Origin of the sequence: Zavarzinia aquatilis (assembly GCF_003173035.1) — a bacterium.
In the GTDB taxonomy this organism is placed as follows: Bacteria; Pseudomonadota; Alphaproteobacteria; order Zavarziniales; family Zavarziniaceae; genus Zavarzinia; species Zavarzinia aquatilis.
This window is the reverse complement of sequence record NZ_QGLE01000001.1, coordinates 172,418-191,062: the sequence shown is the minus strand read 5'-3', so window position 1 is coordinate 191,062 and position 18,645 is coordinate 172,418. Positions and strand designations below refer to the sequence as shown.

Sequence of the window (18,645 nt, the reverse complement as noted above, 5' to 3'; positions counted from 1 at the left end):
CCCCCTATTTTTACGCGCAGATTTTCCTGCGTCCTTTGTGACGCCATCATCACATCACGACACCTTTGTGTCACGCAGAATGATGGGCTGTCGCGCCATCAATTGACACCCGATTGGATGCAGATTTGTTGCGGCGCACCTATTGCACCGCGCAATACAGAAGCCAACGGCATTGCATTCCCCGGTATTTTCGGCACATTTATGGCTAACGAAATCACAGCGACAAGGCTGAAAGGGAGGCCGGTGACACAAAGACTGCTGCTTGGTGCCGCGTTCTATTTCCTGTGGATGGGTCTATCCGGGCATTTTTCCCCTTTTCTGCTTGTCACCTCCATTCTCTCGGTGGTCGGCGTGATTCTCCTGCTGACCCGCCTCGGGCTGGTGTCGCGGGACTATCAGCCCTTCTCGCTGGTGGTGGCGCTGGTGATCTACTGGCGCTGGCTGCTGGTCGAAATCGTGAAGGCCAACATCGACGTGATCCGCTGTGTCCTCGGCCTCGGCAAGCCGCCGAGTCCCGCCATGGGCTGGGTTCACGCCTCGCAGAAGACCGATCTGTGCAAGACGCTCTACGCCAATTCGATCACCCTGACGCCAGGCACGATCACCGTCCTCGCCGAGGGCGATCAGTTCCTGATTCACGCGCTGCACCGCGAAGGACTGGCTTCGCTGCAGGACGGCGAAATGGACCGGCGCTGCACCGTGCTCGACGAAAATTTCCGCGGCAAGGTCGCCTGACATGTTCGCAGCCGTCGCCGTCGCGCTGTTCGTGACCTTCGCCCTCGCCCTGATTCGCGCCATTTCCGGCCCCACGGTGTTCGACCGGGTGCTGTCGCTGAACGTGATCGGCACCAAGACGATCCTGCTCATCGCCGTCCTCGGCTTCGCCACGGATCGCTATGACTTCATCGACATCGCCCTCGTCTATGCCGTGCTGAACCTGATCGGCACCATCGCCGTGCTGCGCTACCTCGTCGGCGACAAGGAGCGGTCATGACCCTGCCCGACATTTTCGACCTGGCGCGGCTTGTCGTCGGCGACGTGCTGATCGGCATCGGCGGCCTTGCCGCGCTCGTCGGCGCGCTCGGCCTCGTCCGCCTGCCCGACTTCTACACAAGGGCCCATGCCTCGGGCGTGACCGATACCGCGGGCGCCATCGGCATTCTTGTCGGCCTCGCCGTGCTGTCGCCCGACATCCTGACCGCGGTCAAGCTGCTCATCGTGCTGATTGTCGCGCTCTTCGCCTCGCCTGCCAGCTGCCATGCGCTGGCCCGGGCGGCCTTCCGGTCGGGGCTGCGCCCCAGCCTGCACGAGGACCGGCCGCCGCCGGCCGTGCCGGGGGAATAGTCCGATGGAAACGCTCCTGATGATCGGCCTGCTGGCCGCGCTCGGCGCCCTTGCCGTCGCCATCGCCTTCATGGACGACCTTCTCGTCGTCACCATGCTGTCGGGCATCTTCAGCTTCACCTGCTGCGCCATCTTCGTGCTGTTCGACGCGCCGGACGTCGCCTTCACCGAAGCCTGCGTCGGCGCCGGCGTCTCGACCGTGCTGACCCTCGCCGCCATCCGCCTGACCGGCCGGCGCGAGAAGCGGGTCGGCCGGCGCGCCTCCGCGGTCGGCCTCCTCGTCTCGACCGTCTGCGGCCTCGCCCTTGTCTATGGCACGCTGGAGCTGCCGCGCTTCGGCGATCCCGCCGCCCCCGCCAATCTCCATGTCGCGCCCCATTACCTGAACGAGAGCGCGGCCGAGATGGGCATTCCCAACGTCATCACCTCGGTCCTCGGTGCCTATCGCGGTTACGACACCATGGGCGAGACGGTGGTGGTCTTCACCGCCGCGCTCGGTGTCCTCCTGCTGCTCGGCGGCTCCCAGTCGCGGCCGCTGCATCGTGGCGATGCCCCGGCGCGGGCGGATCGCGACGTGATCCTGCGCAGCGTGGCGACGCTTTTCGTGCCAATGACCCTGTTCCTCGCGCCCTATGTCCAGTTCCACGGCGCCTATAGCCCCGGTGGCGGCTTCCAGGCGGGCGCGATCCTCGGCGGCGCGCTCATCCTCTATGGCCTCGTCTTCGGCATCGACCGGCTCAACCGGCTGGTGCCTGAGCGGGTGCTGCAGGTGATCGCTGCCCTCGGCGTGCTGACCTATGGCGGCACCGGCCTCGTCACCCTGGCCCTCGGCCGGAATTTTCTCGACTACGACGCCCTTTCCGCCGGGCCGACCGGCCAGCAGATCGGCCTGACCGCGATCGAACTGGGCGTCTTCATGACCGTGACCTGTGTGATGACCCTTCTGTTCCAGCGCTTCGCCAGCCGTCGGAGCGAGCCATGAGCGATCTCGTCGGCCTGTTCCCCTATTGGGCGGTCATCGTGCTGATGATGACCGGTCTCTATATCGTCATCGCCCAGGGCAATCTCGTCAAAAAGCTGATCGGCCTTGGCATCTTCCAGGTCTCGGTCTTCGTGCTTTATATCGCCATCGGCGTCGTCGACGGGGCGACCCCGCCCATCCTCTCGCCCGGCTTCAACAGCTACTCCAACCCGTTGCCCTCGGTGCTGATCCTGACCGCCATCGTGGTCGGCGTCGCCACGCTGGCGGTCGGCCTCGCCCTCGCCGTCCGCATCCGCGAGAGTTTCGGCACCATCGAGGAAGAGGACCTGCTGCCCCTGACCATGCCCGAGCTGCCGCCCGATGGGGAGGCCCGCTCATGATCGCCCAGAACGCCGCCGTCCTTGTCGTCGTGCTGCCGCTGCTCTCGGCACCGCTCGTCGCCCTTATTCGCAATCCCGCCATCGCCGGCGCGGCCGCGCTCGTCATCGCCGCGCTCGACGCCGTGCTGGCGACGCTGCTGCTGTGCCAGACCCTCGACGGCACGGTGATTTCCTACCACCTCGGCAATTGGGCACCGCCCATCGGCATCGAATACCGGATCGACCTGCTGGCCGCGGCCATGGCCTGCCTGTTGTCTTATGCCGCGACGCTGGTTGCCCTGTTCCTGCCGGTGTCGCTGCAGGGCGCGGTGTCGCCGGGCGACCGGCCGCGCCTCTTCGCCGCCTTCCTGCTGTGCCTCGCCGGTCTTGTCGGCATCGTCGTCACCGGCGATATCTTCAATGTCTTCGTCTTCCTCGAAATCTCCTCGCTCTCGACCTATGTGCTGATCGCCATGGGCGCCGGCACGGACCGCCGCGCCCTGACCGCGGCCTTCGACTATCTGATCCTCGGCGCGACCGGGGCGACCTTCTTCGTCATCGGCATCGCCTTCCTCTATGTCGTCACCGGCACGCTGAACATGGCCGATCTCGGCGAGCGGATGGCGACGGCGCCCAAGCGGGCGATTCTCGTCGGCTCGTCCTTCATCTTCGTCGGCGTCGCGCTGAAGGCGGCCATGCTGCCCCTGCACCGCTGGATGCCCAATGCCTATGCCTACGCCCCGGCGGCCATCGGCACCTTCCTCGCCATGACGGCGACCAAGGTCGCCATCTACATGCTGATCCGCATGTCGGATTTCGTGTTCGACACCCCGGGCGAGATCGGCCGGGTGAATTTCGCCGCCCTGCTGCCGCCCATCGGCCTCGCCATGCTGCTCGCGGGTTCGGTCATCGCGGTAACGACCAAGGACCTGCGCCGCCTGCTGGCCTATTCCTCCATCGCCAATCTCGGCCTGATGCTGGTCGCCCTCGGCCTCGGCGGGGTCGCCGGCATCGCCGCCGCCCTGGTCAACCTGTTCAACCACGCCATCATCAAGGGCGGCATGTTCGCGACCACCGCCGCCGTCCTGCACCGCCGCGGCTCCACCCGGATGGAGGCGCTGGCCGGCCTGTCCAAGGACATGCCCGTCGCCTTCGGCCTTCTCGTCCTCGGCGGCCTCGCCCTGATCGGCGTGCCGTTGACCGCCGGCTTCGTCTCCAAACTCGTCGTCATCAAGCTGGCCTTCGATCAGGCGAACTGGCTCGTCGTCGGCGGCGTGCTGCTGACCTCGCTCATCACCGTCGCCTATATCTGGCGCATCGTCGAAGCGGGGATGCTGGCCGTGCCCGAGAAGCCGCGCCCCCGCCGCGACCTGCATCCCGCCTTCATCCTGCCGGCCGGCCTGCTCGGCGCCGCCACCCTCGGCCTTGGCATCTGGAGCGAGCCGATGCTGACCCTCGCCTCGCGGATCGCTGCCCAGATGATCGGGACCGCGCCATGACCACCGCCGACCTGATGCTGACCGCGATCCTGCTGCCGCTGGCGGCGGCGCTGCTCATCGCCCTTGCCGGCCGCTCGCCCAACCTGCGCGAGGCGGTGACGCTGGCGGCGGCGGCGGGCCTTGCCTTCACCGTCTGGCAGCTGATCGCCGGCTTCGATGCCGGCACGGCCCCGACCATCGCCCTCGCCCAGATCCTGCCCGGCTTTACCCTGATGCTGCGGGCGGAGCCGATCGGTCTCGTCTTCGCCGGGGTCGCCGCCGGACTGTGGGGGCTCAACTCGCTCTATTCCATCGGCTACATGCGGGCCGAGCACGCGCCGCGCCAGACCCGATTCTATGCCTGTTTCGCCCTCGCGCTGTCCGCCGCGATGGCCATCGCCATGGCGGGTAACCTCGCGACGCTCTTTGTCGCCTATGAAGCCCTGACCCTCGTCACCTATCCGCTGGTCGTGCACTGGCAGACCGAAGGCGCCATCGCGGGCGCGCGGCGTTACCTCGCCTATCTGCTGGCAACCTCGCTCGTGCCCTTCCTCGGCGCCATCCTGTGGACCTGGAGCGCGGCCGGCACCCTCGATTTCACCGCGGGCGGCATTCTCGACGGCAAGCTGGGCGACGGCGCGCTGACCGTGCTCCTCCTCCTCTTCGCCTATGGCGTCGGCAAGGCGGCGCTGATGCCGCTGCACGGCTGGCTGCCTGCCGCCATGGTGGCGCCGACCCCGGTCTCTGCCCTCTTGCACGCCGTCGCCGTGGTGAAGGCGGGCGTCTTCACCCTGCTCAAGATCGCCGTCTATATCTTCGGCATTGACGTGATCGGACGGGGCGTCGGCGATGTGCTGATCGTCATCGCCGCCGCCAGCGTCATCGCTGCCAGCGTCATCGCCATGACAAGGGACGACCTGAAGGCGCGGCTCGCCTATTCGACCGTGGCCCAGCTCGCCATGGTCACGCTCGCGGTCGCCATCGGCTCCCCCCTCGCCATCGCGGCCGGCATCCTGCAGCTTGTGATGCACGCCTTTGGCAAGATCACGCTGTTCTTCGGCGCGGGCGCGATCCAGGTCGCGACCCACAAGAAGAAACTGTCGGAAATCGCCGGCATCGGCGCGAAATTGCCGCTGCTCATGGCCTCCTTCCTCGTCGGCGCGCTGTCGGTCGCCGGCCTGCCGCCCCTTGGCGGCATGTGGCCGAAATTCCTGCTCCTCGAGGCGGCGTCGGCGCGCGATCTCTATCTGCTGATCGGCTGCCTCGGTCTCTCGACCCTGCTGACCCTCGGCTATCTGGCGCCGATCTTCATCACCGCCGTGTTCGGCAAGCCGGGCGCGGAAGACCCCCACGCCCTGCCTCACGACGATCACGGCCATGGCAGCGGACATCTGCCCCTGCTTGCCCTGATCCCGCCCGTCGTGACGGCGCTCGGCTGCCTCGTCCTCTTCGTCGCGGCGCCCGCGATCCTGCGCTTCGTCGCGCCGGCCATCGGCCTTGGAGTGCTGCCATGACCGAAGCCCTCGCCCTCGATCTGGCGCTGCTGCCGCCGGGCTGGCCGCTCGTGCTGGCGGGCCTTCTCGCCGGCTTGCTGCCCATCCCGATTGCCGCGCGCAATGTCGGCTTCCTCGGCCTGCTGGCCAGCCTGTGGCTGATGTTCATGGCGGGCGGCGCGCCGGTCCTTGAGCCGCTCGATGCCGCGCTCGCCATCGCCTTCCATCTCGTCGCCGGGGCCGGCCTGATGTTCGCCGCCGCGCATGAGGACCGGATCGCCATCGCTGCCGGCCTCGTCGCCACCGGCGCCGCCTGCGCCGCCCTCGCCAGCCGGAGCCTCGCCGGGCTGATGATCTGGACCGAGGTGATCGCCATCGCCTCTGCTCTCATCGTCATGGCCGGCGGCACCCAGGCCGCCATTCGCGCCGGTCTCGCCTATCTGCTGCTGCAAGTCCTGGCCGGCGTGCTGCTGCTGGTCGGCATCGCCCTTGGCAGCGACGGTACCGTGACCGCCGGGGCCTTCGTCCTCCTCGCCCTCTTGATCAAGGCGGCGGCGCCGCCGGTGCACGGCTGGCTGATCCACGCCTATGCCGCGGCCAGCCCGACCGGTTCGATCTTTCTTTCCGCCTTCGCGACCAAGGTCGCCGTGATCGCCCTCGCCCGCCTGTTCCCGGGCGAGCCGGCGCTGATCTGGCTCGGCCTTGCCATGGCCGTGCTGGCGGTGATCCCGACCCTGTTCGAATCCGACTGGCGCCGCCTGCTGACCTGGGCCGTGGTCAGCCAGCTGGGCGTGATGATCGCCGGCATCGGCCTCGGCACGGCAGAGGCGCTGGACGGTGTCCGCCTGCTCGCCATCGGCCATGTCGTCTACGCCACCCTCCTGTTCGTCGTCGCCGGGGCGCTGGAAATGCGCGGCGGCAAGGCCCCGGCCGGGTTGCGGCCCTTCGCCCTGCTGGCCGCCCTGACCATCGGCCTGCCCGGCCTTGCCGGCTACCTCGGCAAGGCAGTGATCGGCGAGGCGCTGATCGACGCCGGCCTCGGCTGGGCCGATATCGTCATTGTCGTCGTCGGCGCCGTGGTCTTCGCCACCGCTGGCCTGCGCCCGCTGGTCGAGAAATTCGGCACACCCGGCGGTGAGCGCCTGAGCCTGCGCGAAGGCGCGGCCGCGCTGCTCCTCGTCCTCGCCGGCCTTGCCCTCGGCAGTTTCGGCGGCGCCCTCAGCCCGCAGGCCGAAGCCGCCTTCCATGCAACGCCGCTGATCGTGCAGGGTATCGCCCTCGCCGCCGCCGCCCTCGTCATGCTGACACCGGTGCGGCGCCTGCTGCGCCAGCGGCCGGGCGCCCTCGGCGCGCTCGCCGTGCCCATGCCGTCCTGGGTGATCGGGGCGGTTCAGGGCTTTGGCCGCGTCGGCGCGGCGCTCGACGCCATCGGCGGGGCTGCTGCCGGCTTGATCGGCGGCGGCGGCCGGCTGGTCGGCCATGCGGCGGTCGGACTTGCCCGCTATGTCTCGATCGGTGGGGTCGGCGATGGGGTCTTGTGGACGCTGACGGTTCTGACCATCGTGCTGATCGTTTCCTTCGGCTAGGATCCGGTCATGATGACACTCGCCGCCCTGCTCTCCAGCCTCGCCTTCGGGGGCATGGCGTTTTTCTCGTTCATGCTCGCCCCGCTCGTCTTCGGCAAGCTGGGCAAGGCGGAAGGCGCCCGCTTCATGCGCGACGCCTTCGCTGTCTATTTCCCGGCGATGATCGGCCTGACCGGCTTCGGCGCCCTGCTGGCGCCGCCGTTCTGGATGGGCGCCCTGCTCGGCCTCGTCGCCATCGGCTTCGTGCTCGCCCATCTGCTGCTGCGGCCCGAGATTATCCGCCTGTCCGATGCGCGCGATGCCGGCGACGCCAAAGCCGCCGCCAGCTTCAGCCGGCTGCACGGCCTCAGCCAGGGCCTGAACCTCGCGCAGTTCATCACCCTCGGCTTCGTCGTCGCGGGCATGATCGGGCCTTAAGCGCCGAACAGGCCGCGCAGGTAATCGTTCAGGAACAGGCCGCCGGGATCGAGCCGGCGGCGCACCGCCTGAAACGCCTCCCATGCCGGGTAAAGCGCCGACAATTCCGCCGCCTTCAGCGTATGCAGCTTGCCCCAATGGGGCCTTCCGCCGTGGTTGCGGAAGATCGCCTCCATTGCCGCGAAATAGGGTTTGAAATCCTCCCCCGCCAGGCGGTGCACGGCGATGGTCGCGCTGGCCCGGCCGAAGAAGGGACTGAGCCAGATGTCGTCGGCGGCGACGAAGCGGAATTCGACCGGGAAATAGACCTTCTCGCCCGTGCGGCGGAACCAGTCCCTGATCTCGGCGATGCAGGACAGGCCCTCGTCCGCCGGCACGGCATATTCCATCTCGTTGAAGCGGACCGAACGCTGCGAGGGAAAGGCGCGATGCGCCTCGTCGACGAAGCCGGCGCCACCGCCCGCCGCCGCCGACAAACGGGCCAGCGGCCCCGCCAGCGCCGGCACGCGCCGCGACAATTGCCCGAAACCCCAGAGCGCGCCGTTCTCCAGCGCGGCTTCCTTGGCGATCCGCAGTGCGCGCCAGCGCCCCGGCGGCTCGTCCGTCGGGTCCAGGGTCTTGACCACGGCGCTGTCGCTCAGCGGAAACCAGAAGAATTCCGCATGGACATGGGCCGCCGCCTCCTTGCGGAAACCCGCGATGACCTCGTCGAGGGGGGCGACACGCCGTCCCTCACGCAGGTTATAGGCGGGCAGGCAGTCGATCACCGCTTCCGAGATGATGCCGATGCCGCCGAGGGCGGCGCGCGCCGCGTTGAAGACATCGGGGTCGCGCTCCCCGTCGCACTCGATGACCTCGCCCTTTGCCGTGACGAGGCGAAGCCCGGCGACCTGCGCCGACAGGCAGCCCCGGCCAAGGCCGGTGCCATGGGTCGCCGTGCCGATGGCCCCGGCGATGGCCTGGGCGTCGATATCGCCCTGATTGGCGAGGTTCAGCCCCTTGGCCCGAAGCTGGGGTCCAAGGGCGCGGATCGTGGTGCCGGCCTTTACCCGCGCCTGCGTCCCTTCGACCGAGACGAGACCGGCATGGCCGGCGAGGCTGATCTGGGCGCCGTCGGTGACACAGAGCGGGGTGAAGGAATGGCCGCTGCCGACGACGCGAAGGCCAAGGCCGCGTGCCCCCGCCTCGCGCACGGCGGCGACAATGCCGCTCTCCTCCACCGGTGCGAAGGAAAGCGCGGGGGCCGCCTGCTGCAGCCCCGACCAGTTGCGCCACAGGCCGGCCACGGCGTCAGGCCTTCGGCCTGGTGAGCCGGGTGGAGAGCAGGAAGGCGAAGCCCGCCGCCTGCAACCCGGGGCCAAGGAGACCGATCACCGGCGCCTGGGCGGCCAGCGGCACGAAGGCGGCGAGCAGCGGCCCGGCGTCCGCCCCGGTCAGGATGCCCGGCACGATGCCATAGAGCAGCACGAGGTAAACGAGCGCGGCGAGATGCCCGCGCCGCGACCCCGAGAGGACAACATAATAGACGAGCGCCGCATCGCGCAGCAGGAACAGGACGAGCGAGGCTGCCTGCACCAGGATGAGGCCCGGCTCCGGCTTGCCCAGCGACAGCAGCACCGCCGAGATCGCGAGGATCGGCAGGCCGGCGACGAAGACCGGCATATCGCCAAGGGCGCGGCCGAAATCGCGCCGCCCCAGCCGCTCGAGCAGTCGGCGCAGGCGGACGATGCTCTTCGGCTCCAGCAGCATGGCGAACCAGCTGGCCGTGACCACGGTCATGAAGCCGCCCGCCTGCCACAGGAAGGCCTCGTCCTCGCTGAGGCTGGCGATGGGCGAGAACAGACCGAAATACTGCCCCGACAAGCCATCGAAATAGACGAGGAGGAAGACAAGGAAGGCGCACCAGAAGAGGGGCCAGCTGCGATACTGCAATTCCGCCCGCATCAGGCGCCAGCACCCGATCCAGGCCCAGACTGTGAACACCGCCGTCGACATGAGGGCAAATTCAAAGGCATCGAAGGTCAGACCGTACCAGGTCACCGTCACGTCGAAGAAATGATCGAAGGGCGCGAGCTGGACCGAGACCGCGATACCGACGATCTGCGCGAAGGTGACATGGAAACGCTGCACGCCCGAGCGCAGCCGCAGTTGCACGAGGCCGAACCACAGCGCCACGCTCTGCGCGAACAAACCGGTGACGACGAGGCTGATGGGCACCAGCGGCTCACCCGCGATGCCCCCGCTGCCGAGAAGGGCGAGGAGGCAGATCGCCCCGCCGTACCAGGCATAGGCGGGACCGCCCGCCAGCTTGCCGATGGTCATGCGCAAGGGGCCGAGACCCGAGAGACGCTGGCCATCCCAGGTCCGGCCCTGAACCTCGGAAATCACGGCATCGCAGGCGAGCCGCGTGCCCCAGAGCACCAGCAGCGCCCAGCCCGAGACGGCGGCGGCGATGGCCATGCCCTCGTCCTTGCCCCAGGTCCAGGCGAGCAGCAGAACCATGAACAGCACCGCCGGCATGGCGATCAGCCGCGCCGGGCTGAATTCGAGCCACAGGTTGCGGCGGAGTTCCGGATTGAAGATCAGGCTCATCATCGCGACGCCTTCAGTTTCTCGATATAGCGGTCCTGCAGGCTCTCGTGATCCTCGCCGAAGGCGGCGACCGGCAGGCCACCGCCGACGAGCCGGGCGAGCAATGCCGCCTGCGCCTCGAGGTCTTCGGCGAAATCGAACTGGGCGACCAGTCCATCCGGCGTGACGGCGAGACCCGCCACGTCGCCAAGGGCGCGGGCGAGGCCATCGGCCGGGCGCGACAGTACGAGACGCAGGCGGCGGCTGCGCCGATAGGCCCGCGCGCCGCCGATGGGCGCGTGATCGACGATGCGGCCCTTGTCGACGATCAGCATGTGACTGGAATAGTCCTGCAACTCGACGAGAATGTGGGACGAGACGACGATCGTCATCCCTTCCGCCTGCAGGCTGCGGATCAGGTCGGCGAGACCCGCCCGCGCCTCCGGGTCGAGGCCCGAGGCCGGCTCGTCCATCAGCAGGATGCGCGGTCGGTGGATGATCACCTGCGCGATGGCAAGGCGCTGGCGCAGACCGCGCGACAGGCTGCCCGCCCGCTCCTCCAGCCGGTCGGAAAGGCCAAGGCGCGTCGCGGCGTCGAGCACGGCGGCATCGGTGTCGCCGGACAGCCCATGCGCCCCCGCCCAATAGGTCAGGCAGCGGCGGACCGACAGATCGTCATACAGGCCGAAGAATTCGTCGAGGAAGCCGAGCAGGCGACGGGCACGCAGCGGCTCCTCTCCGGTGTCGATGCCATCGAGGCGGATGCGCCCGGCATAGGGCAACTCCAGCGTCGCGAGGCAGCGCAGCAAGGTCGTCTTGCCGGCGCCGTTCGGCCCGACCAGCGCCGTGACCGTGCCCGGTTCGATGGTGAAACTGACATCCGACAAGGCCCGCTTGGCCGGATAATCGAAACAAAGCCCCTCGACGTCGATCACGCTGCGTTATCCCCCCGCGGCTGTTTCTCGCCGCGGGATTGTGGTGCGCGCCGCCCGGCAGCGCAACTGTCGTGCGAAGGCCGCGCTTCGTGTTATTTGTCGTCCGACAAATGGGGGAGAGAGACGAGATGACCGGGCGAATCCTGCTCTATGGCGCCACCGGCTATACCGGGCGCCTGATCGCCGAGGCCGCCGCGAAGCGCGGTATCGACCTGCTGGCGGCGGGCCGCGACGCCGCCGGGGTCGCCGCCGTCGCCGGGCCGCTGGGCCTGCCCCATGCCGCCGCCTCGCTCCACGATGCCGCCGCCCTCGACCGGCTGCTCGACGGGATCGCCGTCGTCCTTCACGTCGCCGGACCGTTTTCGGCGACCAGCCGGCCCATGGTCGAAGCCTGCCTGCGGAAGCGTGTGCATTACCTCGACATCACCGGCGAAATCGCCGTGTTCGAGGCCTGCGCCGCCCTGTCGGAACAGGCAAAGGCGGCCGGCGTCATGCTGATGCCCGGCGTCGGCTTCGATGTCGTCCCGTCCGACTGCCTCGCCGCCCATATGCGCAACCGCCTGCCCGACGCCCGCAGCCTCCGCCTCGCCATGAGCGGCCTGGCCAACATGTCGCGCGGCACGGCCAAGACTTCGATCGAGCAGATATCCAAGGGCACCATGGTCCGGCGCGGCGGCAGGCTGACGGAAATCGACGGCGTGCCCCGGGCCGATATCGACTTCGGCAAGGGACCGAGGCCTTCCATCGGCATTTCATGGGGCGATGTCGCCACCGCCTTTCACACCACGGGCATTCCCGATATCGAGGTCTTCTTCGAATCGACGCCCGAACTCTCGCGGATGCTGGGTCTGCCCAAGGCCGTGCGGAAGCTGCTGGGCACGGCACCAGCGCAATATCTGTTGAAACGCGCGGTGAACCTGATGCCGCCGGGCCCGGACGAGACCGTGCGCAAGACCGCCAGCGCCGTCCTGCTGGGCGAGGCGGTCAATCCCGCCGGCACCCGCCTGCGCAGCCGCCTGACCGTGATCGAGCCCTATGCCCTCACGATCGAGACCGCCCTCCTGATCGCCGGCAAGGTCGCGGGCGGCGATGTCCGCCCGGGTTACGCGACGCCGGGCATGGCCTATGGCGCCGATCTCATCCTCGAAATCGCGGGCTGCACGCGGGAAGACCTGAACAGCTAGAAACACCAGCCTTCCCGGAGTCCCGGCCCCCTGCCGGGGCGCCGACAGAAGACAATCGCCATCCCGGTGGAGGCCGCCGATGCGCCGAAGGGAATCGGGCGGCTGCGTCCTCTGATCTCCGAGGTCATGCGCTGGCGGCGATCCAGAGGTGGGCGCACGGCGCCTTTGCCTGCTGTCGGCGTTGAAGGGGGCGAAGACCCCGACCTCACGCCATGGAACGATGCGGACCGGAAGCACAGGGTCGGACAAGGACGCGGATTGAACTTTAGTTGCATTGCAGGAAATGCATTGTGCACCGCGACAAAATGACTGTTGTCGCGGGGCCGCCCCACCCCACCTAATGGGGCTGTAGAGTTTGTTCGGGTGATGCCATGTCCATGTTGCGTCTCTTTGCCAATCGCGCCGACGACGCTTTGTTCGGCAATTTCCTGGCCCGCACGGCCTGGGCCCTGGTCGGCCTCGTGCTCGGTCTGTGGCAGGGCCCGCTGGGCCTGATCGGCCTGACCGTCGGCCTCGTCCTGCTCAGCAGCCTGCTCGGTCTCGTCGGCAGCCTGCCGGCCTCGCCGCGTGTCGCCCGGGGCCATCATGCCCCCATGGGTCTCGCCCGGCCGCACGGCGCCTGAGACTTTTCAGGCTTTGGCCGCCGTCCGGTGACGGCGGCCTGTCGCCTCAGCGCAGCAATTCGCCGGCGATGATCAGCTTGCGCACTTCCGAGGTGCCGGCACCGATTTCCAGCAGTTTCGAGGCGCGATAGAGGCGGTTCACCTCGGACTCGCGCATGTAGCCGGCGCCGCCGAAAATCTGCACCGCGTCCGAGACCACGCGGGTGCAGCCTTCCGCCGCATAAAGAATGCAGGCGGCGGTCAGCTTGTGGATGTCGCCCCGGCCACCCGCGCCTTCCTCCAGATCATTGGCTTCCGCCAGCGTCCGGTAGCAGAAGGTCTTCATCGTCTCGATCGTCGTCCACATCTCGGCCAGCTTGGCCTGGATCATCTGGAACTGGCTGATCGGCTTGCCGAACTGCTGGCGCGTCTTGGCATAATCGAGGGCGAGGTCGAAGGCCCGCTCCGCCATGCCGAGGTTGATCATGGCGACGATGGCCCGTTCCAGATCGAGGCCGGACATGACGACGGCGACGCCCCGGTTCTCGACCCCGACCAGATTTTCCGCCGGCACGCGGCAATCCTCGAACACGAGTTCTGCGGTGGTCGAGCCGCGGAAGCCCATCTTGTCCAGCTTCTGCGCGACCTTGAAGCCGGGGAAATCCTTCTCGATCACGAAGGCGGAAATGCCCTTGGCGCCCGCCGCCTTGTCGGTCTTGGCATAGACCAGCAGATAGTCGGCGACCGGCCCGTTGGTGATATAGAGCTTGCTGCCGTTGAGGATGTAGTGATCACCCTCGCGCCGCGCCGTCGTCGCCATCGAGCCGAGGGCGTCGGAGCCGGCGCCCGGCTCGGTCAGGCCCAGCGCCCCGATCTTGCTGCCGTCGATCAGGCCCGGCAGGTAACGCTGGCGGATCGACTCGCTGCCGTTGCGCGCGATGTTGTTCAGGCACAGGTTCTCATGCGCGACATAGGACAGCGCGATGGCGTGGTTCCAGCGCGCCAGCCCCTGCGCGATCAGGCCCGAGGTGAAGAAATCGCTGCCCGCGCCGCCCAGCTCCGGCTCGGCGGTGACGCCGAGGAAGCCCATGCGGCCCAGCGCCGGCATCGCCTGCGGCGGCCACCATTCCTCATTGTCCATCCGGGGTGCGAGGTCGAACAGCTCGCCCCGGGCGAATTTATCGGCCTGATCGAGGATTTCCTGCTGGTCCGGGGTCAGGCGGTATCCGTTCAGGCTGCTGCTGTTCACGCGCAGGTCTTCGGCGGCGGCGCTCGCGCTCATCTCTCTCTCCTCCCGTCCCGGGGCGACGGCTTCGCCGCATGTCCCCGGTTGACATGTCTAAAATGAAGCATATTCAATATGGCGACGGAAACAAGGGGGGACATGCAGGCCATGCCCGTGATCAGCGCCGAGAGAATGCAGGGACGGATCGACGCCATCGTCGAGGCCGCGTCGGCGACCTTTTCCGCCAAGGGCTTCGAGGCCGCCTCCATCGCCGAGATCGCCCGCGCCGCCGAGGTTTCGGACGGGCTGATCTACCGCTATTTCTCGAACAAGCGCGATCTCCTGCTGCGCGTGCTGCAAGTCTTTTACGAACGGGTGGTCGCCGACCTTGAGACCGAATCGGCCAGGGGCGCGAATTTCCGCGAGCGCCTGCACCACCTGATCCGCCGCCACCTGACCAATTTCGTCGCCGACCGCGAATTGTGCCGCCTGTTCCTGTCGGAAGTGCGCGTCGCCGGCGATTACAAGGGCTCGGACATCCAGGCCCTGAACCGGCGCTATGCCAATGTCCTGAAAGCCCTGATCGAGGACGGTATCGCCAGGGGCGAGGTCCGGCCCGACGTCTCCCCGCGCCTCGTTCGCGACGTCATCTTCGGCGCGGTCGAGCATATCAGCTGGCCCTATGTCACCGGCGACGGAACGCTGGATGTCGCGGCGACGGCCGACACGGTGACCGCCCTCATCTGCGGCGGCATCTGCCTGCCGGCCAACACCTGACAAGAAAAAGAAAGTCCGAGGAGATGACCCAGTCCTTCCCCTTCGATACCGTCCTCGTCGCCAACCGGGGCGAGATCGCGCTGCGCATCCTGCGCACCCTGCGCCGGCTGGGCCTTAAGGGCGCCATCGTCCATCACGCCGCCGACAAGGGCGCGCCGGCCATCGCCGCCGCCGATATCGCCATCGAGATCAAGGGTGTAACGCCGGTCGCCGCCTTCCTCGACGGCGCGCAGATCATCGCCGCGGCCAAGGCGGCCGGGGCCGGCGCGATCCATCCCGGCTACGGCTTCCTGTCGGAAAACGCCGGCTTCGCCAGGGCGGTCGCCGCCGCCGGCATCGCCTTCGTCGGCCCCCTGCCCGAGGCCATCGAACTGATGGGCGACAAGGTGCGCGCCCGCAAGTTCGTCGCCGACCGGGGCTTTCCCGTCGCCCCCTCGGCGATCGAGGACGACGATCCGGCGAGTTTCGCCGAACGGGCCCGCGCCGTCGGCACGCCCCTGCTGATCAAGCCGTCGGCCGGCGGTGGCGGCAAGGGGATGCGCATCGTGCGTGACCTCGCCCTTCTCGACGAGGAGATCGAGCGCGCCCGTTCGGAAGGCCTGCGCTATTTCGGCGACGGCCGGCTCTATGTCGAGCGGTTCGTCGAGAACCCGCGCCACATCGAGGTGCAGGTGATGGGCGATGCCCATGGCAACGTCATCCACCTGTGGGAACGCGAATGTTCCGTTCAGCGCCGCTTCCAGAAGGTGGTGGAGGAGACGCCGTCGCCCGCCCTGACGCCTGCGCAGCGCCGCGACATCTGCGAGACCGCGGCCGGCATCGCCCGCGCCGCGAACTACCGCAACGCCGGCACGGTCGAATTCATCTATGGCAACGGCGAGTTCTTCTTCCTCGAGATGAACACCCGCCTGCAGGTCGAACATCCGGTGACCGAGGAGATTACCGGCCTCGATCTCGTCGAGGTGCAACTGCGCGTCGCCGCCGGGGAAGCCCTGCCGCTGGCGCAGGGTGCCGTGCCGTCCAGCGGCCATGCCATTGAACTCCGCATCTATGCCGAAAGCCCGTCGCGCGGTTTCGTGCCGACGACCGGCCGCCTGCTCGCCCTCGATTGGCCATCGGGTCCGGGCGTCCGGGTCGATGCCGGTATTGCAGCGGGTCAGGCGGTCACCACCGCCTTCGACCCCATGCTGGCCAAGCTGATCGTCCATGGCGCGACGCGGGGCGAGGCCATCGCCCGCGCCCGCAAGGCGCTGGCCGAGACCGTCGTGCTGGGCTGCGAGACCAATATCGCCTTCCTCGACCGGCTGCTGGCCGATGCGGTCTTCGCCGCGGGCGAGGTGCACACCGGCACGCTCGACGCCCGGCCCGATCTCGCCGCCGAGCCACCGCTGACCGAGGATCTGCGTCGCCGCCTGCTGGCCGCAGCCGCCCTGTCCATCCGCCCGGTGCGCGACGCCGCCGACCGCATCCCCGCCCTGCACGCCGCCATCGGCGGCTGGCGCAACTAGAACGACGCAGGAAACGCCCATGCGCCATCTCTTTCTGATCGACGAGGCCGAGCATGAAGCCGGCCTCGCCCCGGCCGGCGACGGCCTTTACCACCTGCTCGTCGGCGGCGAGACGCTGGCGGTCGCCCTCGACGGCCCGCGTCTCGTGACCGGTGGCCGGCGCGACGCGGTCCATGTCGCGGTGGAGGGCAATGTCGCCCATATCCATCTGGACGGCCGCGCCTTCCGCGTCGAATTCCGCGAAGCCATGGCCCGCTTCGCCAAGGGGGGCGCCGAAGGCGGCGCCGACACGCTGACCGCGCCCATGCCGGGCTCGGTCGTCGCGGTCAATGTCGAGGCGGGGACCAGTGTCACCGCCGGCCAGATCATGATGGTGATCGAATCCATGAAGCTGGAAACGGCGATCAAGGCGCCGCGCGACGGCGTCGTCGCGACGGCCCATGTCGCCGCCGGCAAGACCTTCAACAAGGGCGCCGCCCTGATCACCCTCGCCCCCCTCGAGGAAGCCTGAGCCATGCGCCTCATCCACAGCCAGATCGACACGACCTCGGCCGAGTTCCAGGCCAATGCGATCCACAACCGCAATCTTGCCGAAACCTTGCGCGAGAGACACCGCAAGACCCGTTTCGAGCGGCCGCAGCGTGACCTCGACCGTCTCGCCCGCCAGCACAAGCTGTCGGTGCGCGAGCGGATCGAGGCCTTGCTCGATCCCGGCACCCCCTTCTTCGAACTCTCCACCCTCGCCGCCAATCAGGCTTACGGCGGCGAGGTGCCGGGCGCGGCCATCGTCACCGGCATCGGCATCGTCGCCGGTCAGGAAGTGGTGATCCATGCCGACGATCCGAGCGTGAAGGGCGGCTCCTGGTATCCTCTGTCGGTCAAGAAGATCGTCCGCGCCCTCGACATCGCGATCGAGAACCGCCTGCCCGTGGTCCATCTGTGCGATTCAGCGGGTGGCTTCCTGCCGCTGCAGGCCGATCTCTTCGCCGACAAATATCTGGCCGGCCGCATCTTCCGCAATCAGGCCACCCTGTCGAAACTGGGCATCCCGCAGGTCGCCATCGTGCTCGGCCATTGCACCGCGGGCGGCGCCTATATCCCCGCCCTGTCGGAATATAATGTGATCGTGCGCGGCACGGGCGCCATCTTCCTGGGCGGCCCGCCTTTGGTGAAGGCGGCGACCGGCGAGGTCGTCACCGTCGATGAACTCGGCGGTTGCGACACCCACACCCAGATTTCCGGCACCGCCGACTATCCGGCCGATACCGAGATGCACGCCATCGCCATCGCCCGCGACATCGTCGGCACCTGGAAACGGGTGGAGAAGCTGAAGATCGAGCGGATCGCGCCCGAGGCACCGCTCTACGATCCGGCCGAGCTTTACGGCATCATCCCGCGCGACATCAAGGTGCAGTTCGACATGCGGGAAGTGATCGCCCGCCTCGTCGACGGCAGCCGCTTCCACGAGTATCAGCCGGCCTATGGCACCACCCTCGTCTGCGGTTTCGCCCATCTCTGGGGGATGCGGGTCGGCATCATCGGCAACAATGGCGTTCTCTTCAACGACAGCTCGCTGAAGGGTGCCCATTTCATGCAGCTGTGCGACCAGAACCGCACCCCGATCCTGTTCCTGCAAAACATCACGGGTTACATGGTCGGCCGCGAGTACGAGCACCGGGGCATCACCAAGGACGGCGCCAAGATGATCATGGCGGTCTCCGGCCTCGAGGTGCCGAAGATCACGGTGATCGTCAACGGCTCCTTCGGCGCGGGCAATTACGGCATGTCGGGCCGGGCCTTCGACCCCCGCTTCCTCTTCATGTGGCCGCAGAGCCAGATTTCGGTCATGGGCGCCGACCAGGCGGCCAATGTGCTGACCGAACTCAAGGTGAAGCAGGCAACAAGGGGCGGCGGCGAGCTGTCAGCCGAGGCGATCGCGGCGATCCGCGAGCCGATCCTCGACGACTACCGCCGCCAGTCCAGCGCGCTCTATTCCACCTCGGAAATGTGGGACGACGGCATCCTCGATCCGGTGGACACCCGCAACGCCCTCGGCGTCACCCTCAGCGCCACCCTGAACCGCCCGATCGACCGCCCGCATTTCGGCGTCTTCCGGATGTGACGGAAAGGCGGCCCGCCTCGCAAGGGGGCGGGCCGCCAGCCCGGCGCCTTGGCATCAGCAGG

General features: G+C 68.1%; 19 protein-coding genes. 15 read left to right on the top strand and 4 right to left on the bottom strand.

The annotated features are described in order from the left end of the window. The first annotated feature begins 117 nt into the window (after nt 1-117). From DKG74_RS00910 to DKG74_RS00870, 9 genes are read left to right on the top strand one after another with little or no spacing between them, the layout of a single operon-like run. Nucleotides 118-735 carry a Na+/H+ antiporter subunit E gene (locus DKG74_RS00910; protein ID WP_109901680.1) on the top strand — a complete coding sequence of 206 codons (618 nt, stop codon included), beginning with the start codon at nt 118-120 and terminating at the stop codon, nt 733-735. Between the two features lies 1 nt (nt 736). Beyond that, nucleotides 737-994, top strand: coding sequence for an MrpF/PhaF family protein (locus DKG74_RS00905; RefSeq protein ID WP_109901678.1), 258 nt, complete (start codon nt 737-739; stop codon nt 992-994). Then, nucleotides 991-1,344: a monovalent cation/H(+) antiporter subunit G gene (mnhG, locus tag DKG74_RS00900; RefSeq protein WP_109901676.1), complete on the top strand. Its 354-nt coding sequence runs from the start codon at nt 991-993 to the stop codon at nt 1,342-1,344. The genes DKG74_RS00905 and mnhG overlap by 4 nt, the downstream gene beginning before the upstream one ends. Nucleotides 1,345-1,348: 4 nt before the next feature. After that, nucleotides 1,349-2,326, top strand: coding sequence for a DUF4040 domain-containing protein (locus tag DKG74_RS00895; RefSeq protein WP_109901674.1), 978 nt, complete (start codon nt 1,349-1,351; stop codon nt 2,324-2,326). After that, nucleotides 2,323-2,706 (top strand): cation:proton antiporter subunit C, encoded by a 384-nt coding sequence (locus tag DKG74_RS00890; protein ID WP_109901672.1) that lies wholly within the window; start codon nt 2,323-2,325, stop codon nt 2,704-2,706. Before DKG74_RS00895 ends, DKG74_RS00890 begins: the two co-directional genes overlap by 4 nt. Continuing rightward, on the top strand, nt 2,703-4,184 hold the full coding sequence (locus DKG74_RS00885; RefSeq protein WP_109901670.1) for a proton-conducting transporter transmembrane domain-containing protein: 1,482 nt from the start codon (nt 2,703-2,705) through the stop codon (nt 4,182-4,184). Before DKG74_RS00890 ends, DKG74_RS00885 begins: the two co-directional genes overlap by 4 nt. Then, nucleotides 4,181-5,677, top strand: coding sequence for a complex I subunit 5 family protein (locus DKG74_RS00880; RefSeq protein WP_109901668.1), 1,497 nt, complete (start codon nt 4,181-4,183; stop codon nt 5,675-5,677). Before DKG74_RS00885 ends, DKG74_RS00880 begins: the two co-directional genes overlap by 4 nt. Continuing rightward, complete coding sequence (locus DKG74_RS00875) at nt 5,674-7,242, top strand: proton-conducting transporter transmembrane domain-containing protein (protein WP_109901666.1); 1,569 nt, start codon at nt 5,674-5,676, stop codon at nt 7,240-7,242. The genes DKG74_RS00880 and DKG74_RS00875 overlap by 4 nt, the downstream gene beginning before the upstream one ends. 9 nt (nt 7,243-7,251) lie before the next feature. Beyond that, nucleotides 7,252-7,659: a DUF4149 domain-containing protein gene (locus DKG74_RS00870; protein ID WP_109901664.1), complete on the top strand. Its 408-nt coding sequence runs from the start codon at nt 7,252-7,254 to the stop codon at nt 7,657-7,659. On the opposite strand, the gene DKG74_RS00865 is transcribed toward DKG74_RS00870, so the two are convergent. From DKG74_RS00865 to DKG74_RS00855, 3 genes are read right to left on the bottom strand one after another with little or no spacing between them, the layout of a single operon-like run. Then, entirely contained in the window at nt 7,656-8,945 is a 1,290-nt protein-coding gene (locus DKG74_RS00865; protein WP_165837466.1) for a D-arabinono-1,4-lactone oxidase, read from the bottom strand. The two genes, DKG74_RS00870 and DKG74_RS00865, sit on opposite strands and share 4 nt — an antisense overlap. A gap of 4 nt (nt 8,946-8,949) precedes the next feature. Beyond that, a complete protein-coding gene (locus DKG74_RS00860; protein WP_133251458.1) occupies nt 8,950-10,254 on the bottom strand; it encodes a hypothetical protein in 1,305 nt (434 codons plus the stop codon). Further along, nucleotides 10,251-11,165, bottom strand: coding sequence for an ABC transporter ATP-binding protein (locus tag DKG74_RS00855; protein ID WP_109901658.1), 915 nt, complete (start codon nt 11,163-11,165; stop codon nt 10,251-10,253). The genes DKG74_RS00860 and DKG74_RS00855 overlap by 4 nt, the downstream gene beginning before the upstream one ends. 128 nt (nt 11,166-11,293) lie before the next feature. Here DKG74_RS00855 and DKG74_RS00850 point away from each other — a divergent pair, with 128 nt between their 5' ends. Both DKG74_RS00850 and DKG74_RS00845 read left to right on the top strand, forming a co-directional pair. After that, nucleotides 11,294-12,349, top strand: a complete 1,056-nt coding sequence (locus DKG74_RS00850) for a saccharopine dehydrogenase family protein (RefSeq protein ID WP_109901656.1) — start codon at nt 11,294-11,296, stop codon at nt 12,347-12,349. Between the two features lie 377 nt (nt 12,350-12,726). Beyond that, nucleotides 12,727-12,972 (top strand): hypothetical protein, encoded by a 246-nt coding sequence (locus DKG74_RS00845; RefSeq protein ID WP_133251457.1) that lies wholly within the window; start codon nt 12,727-12,729, stop codon nt 12,970-12,972. 46 nt (nt 12,973-13,018) lie between these two features. Here the strand turns inward: DKG74_RS00845 and DKG74_RS00840 are convergent, their stop codons facing one another. Then, entirely contained in the window at nt 13,019-14,233 is a 1,215-nt protein-coding gene (locus DKG74_RS00840) for an acyl-CoA dehydrogenase family protein (RefSeq protein ID WP_109901652.1), read from the bottom strand. A 111-nt stretch (nt 14,234-14,344) separates the two neighbouring features. Between DKG74_RS00840 and DKG74_RS00835 the strand changes: the two genes are divergently transcribed. Genes DKG74_RS00835 through DKG74_RS00820 form a run of 4 tightly spaced genes read left to right on the top strand, consistent with a single transcriptional unit; the run spans nt 14,345 to nt 18,583 of the window. After that, nucleotides 14,345-14,953 carry a TetR/AcrR family transcriptional regulator gene (locus DKG74_RS00835; protein ID WP_165837465.1) on the top strand — a complete coding sequence of 203 codons (609 nt, stop codon included), beginning with the start codon at nt 14,345-14,347 and terminating at the stop codon, nt 14,951-14,953. Between the two features lie 23 nt (nt 14,954-14,976). After that, nucleotides 14,977-16,461: an ATP-binding protein gene (locus DKG74_RS00830; protein ID WP_109901648.1), complete on the top strand. Its 1,485-nt coding sequence runs from the start codon at nt 14,977-14,979 to the stop codon at nt 16,459-16,461. 19 nt (nt 16,462-16,480) lie between these two features. After that, nucleotides 16,481-16,972, top strand: coding sequence for an acyl-CoA carboxylase biotin carboxyl carrier protein subunit (locus tag DKG74_RS00825; RefSeq protein ID WP_109901646.1), 492 nt, complete (start codon nt 16,481-16,483; stop codon nt 16,970-16,972). Between the two features lie 3 nt (nt 16,973-16,975). Next, complete coding sequence (locus tag DKG74_RS00820; protein ID WP_109901644.1) at nt 16,976-18,583, top strand: acyl-CoA carboxylase subunit beta; 1,608 nt, start codon at nt 16,976-16,978, stop codon at nt 18,581-18,583. Nucleotides 18,584-18,645: the final 62 nt, after the last annotated feature.

Excerpts from the sequence above, each read along its gene's own strand:
- DKG74_RS00910 (WP_109901680.1), top strand. The coding sequence starts at position 118 with ATGCAGATTTGTTGCGGCGCACCTATTGCACCGCGCAATACAGAAGCC.
- DKG74_RS00905 (WP_109901678.1), top strand. The coding sequence starts at position 737 with ATGTTCGCAGCCGTCGCCGTCGCGCTGTTCGTGACCTTCGCCCTCGCC.
- mnhG (WP_109901676.1), top strand. The coding sequence starts at position 991 with ATGACCCTGCCCGACATTTTCGACCTGGCGCGGCTTGTCGTCGGCGAC.
- DKG74_RS00895 (WP_109901674.1), top strand. The coding sequence starts at position 1,349 with ATGGAAACGCTCCTGATGATCGGCCTGCTGGCCGCGCTCGGCGCCCTT.
- DKG74_RS00890 (WP_109901672.1), top strand. The coding sequence starts at position 2,323 with ATGAGCGATCTCGTCGGCCTGTTCCCCTATTGGGCGGTCATCGTGCTG.
- DKG74_RS00885 (WP_109901670.1), top strand. The coding sequence starts at position 2,703 with ATGATCGCCCAGAACGCCGCCGTCCTTGTCGTCGTGCTGCCGCTGCTC.
- DKG74_RS00880 (WP_109901668.1), top strand. The coding sequence starts at position 4,181 with ATGACCACCGCCGACCTGATGCTGACCGCGATCCTGCTGCCGCTGGCG.
- DKG74_RS00875 (WP_109901666.1), top strand. The coding sequence starts at position 5,674 with ATGACCGAAGCCCTCGCCCTCGATCTGGCGCTGCTGCCGCCGGGCTGG.
- DKG74_RS00870 (WP_109901664.1), top strand. The coding sequence starts at position 7,252 with ATGATGACACTCGCCGCCCTGCTCTCCAGCCTCGCCTTCGGGGGCATG.
- DKG74_RS00860 (WP_133251458.1), bottom strand. The coding sequence starts at position 10,254 with ATGATGAGCCTGATCTTCAATCCGGAACTCCGCCGCAACCTGTGGCTC.
- DKG74_RS00850 (WP_109901656.1), top strand. The coding sequence starts at position 11,294 with ATGACCGGGCGAATCCTGCTCTATGGCGCCACCGGCTATACCGGGCGC.
- DKG74_RS00845 (WP_133251457.1), top strand. The coding sequence starts at position 12,727 with ATGTTGCGTCTCTTTGCCAATCGCGCCGACGACGCTTTGTTCGGCAAT.
- DKG74_RS00840 (WP_109901652.1), bottom strand. The coding sequence starts at position 14,233 with ATGAGCGCGAGCGCCGCCGCCGAAGACCTGCGCGTGAACAGCAGCAGC.
- DKG74_RS00835 (WP_165837465.1), top strand. The coding sequence starts at position 14,345 with ATGCCCGTGATCAGCGCCGAGAGAATGCAGGGACGGATCGACGCCATC.
- DKG74_RS00830 (WP_109901648.1), top strand. The coding sequence starts at position 14,977 with ATGACCCAGTCCTTCCCCTTCGATACCGTCCTCGTCGCCAACCGGGGC.
- DKG74_RS00825 (WP_109901646.1), top strand. The coding sequence starts at position 16,481 with ATGCGCCATCTCTTTCTGATCGACGAGGCCGAGCATGAAGCCGGCCTC.
- DKG74_RS00820 (WP_109901644.1), top strand. The coding sequence starts at position 16,976 with ATGCGCCTCATCCACAGCCAGATCGACACGACCTCGGCCGAGTTCCAG.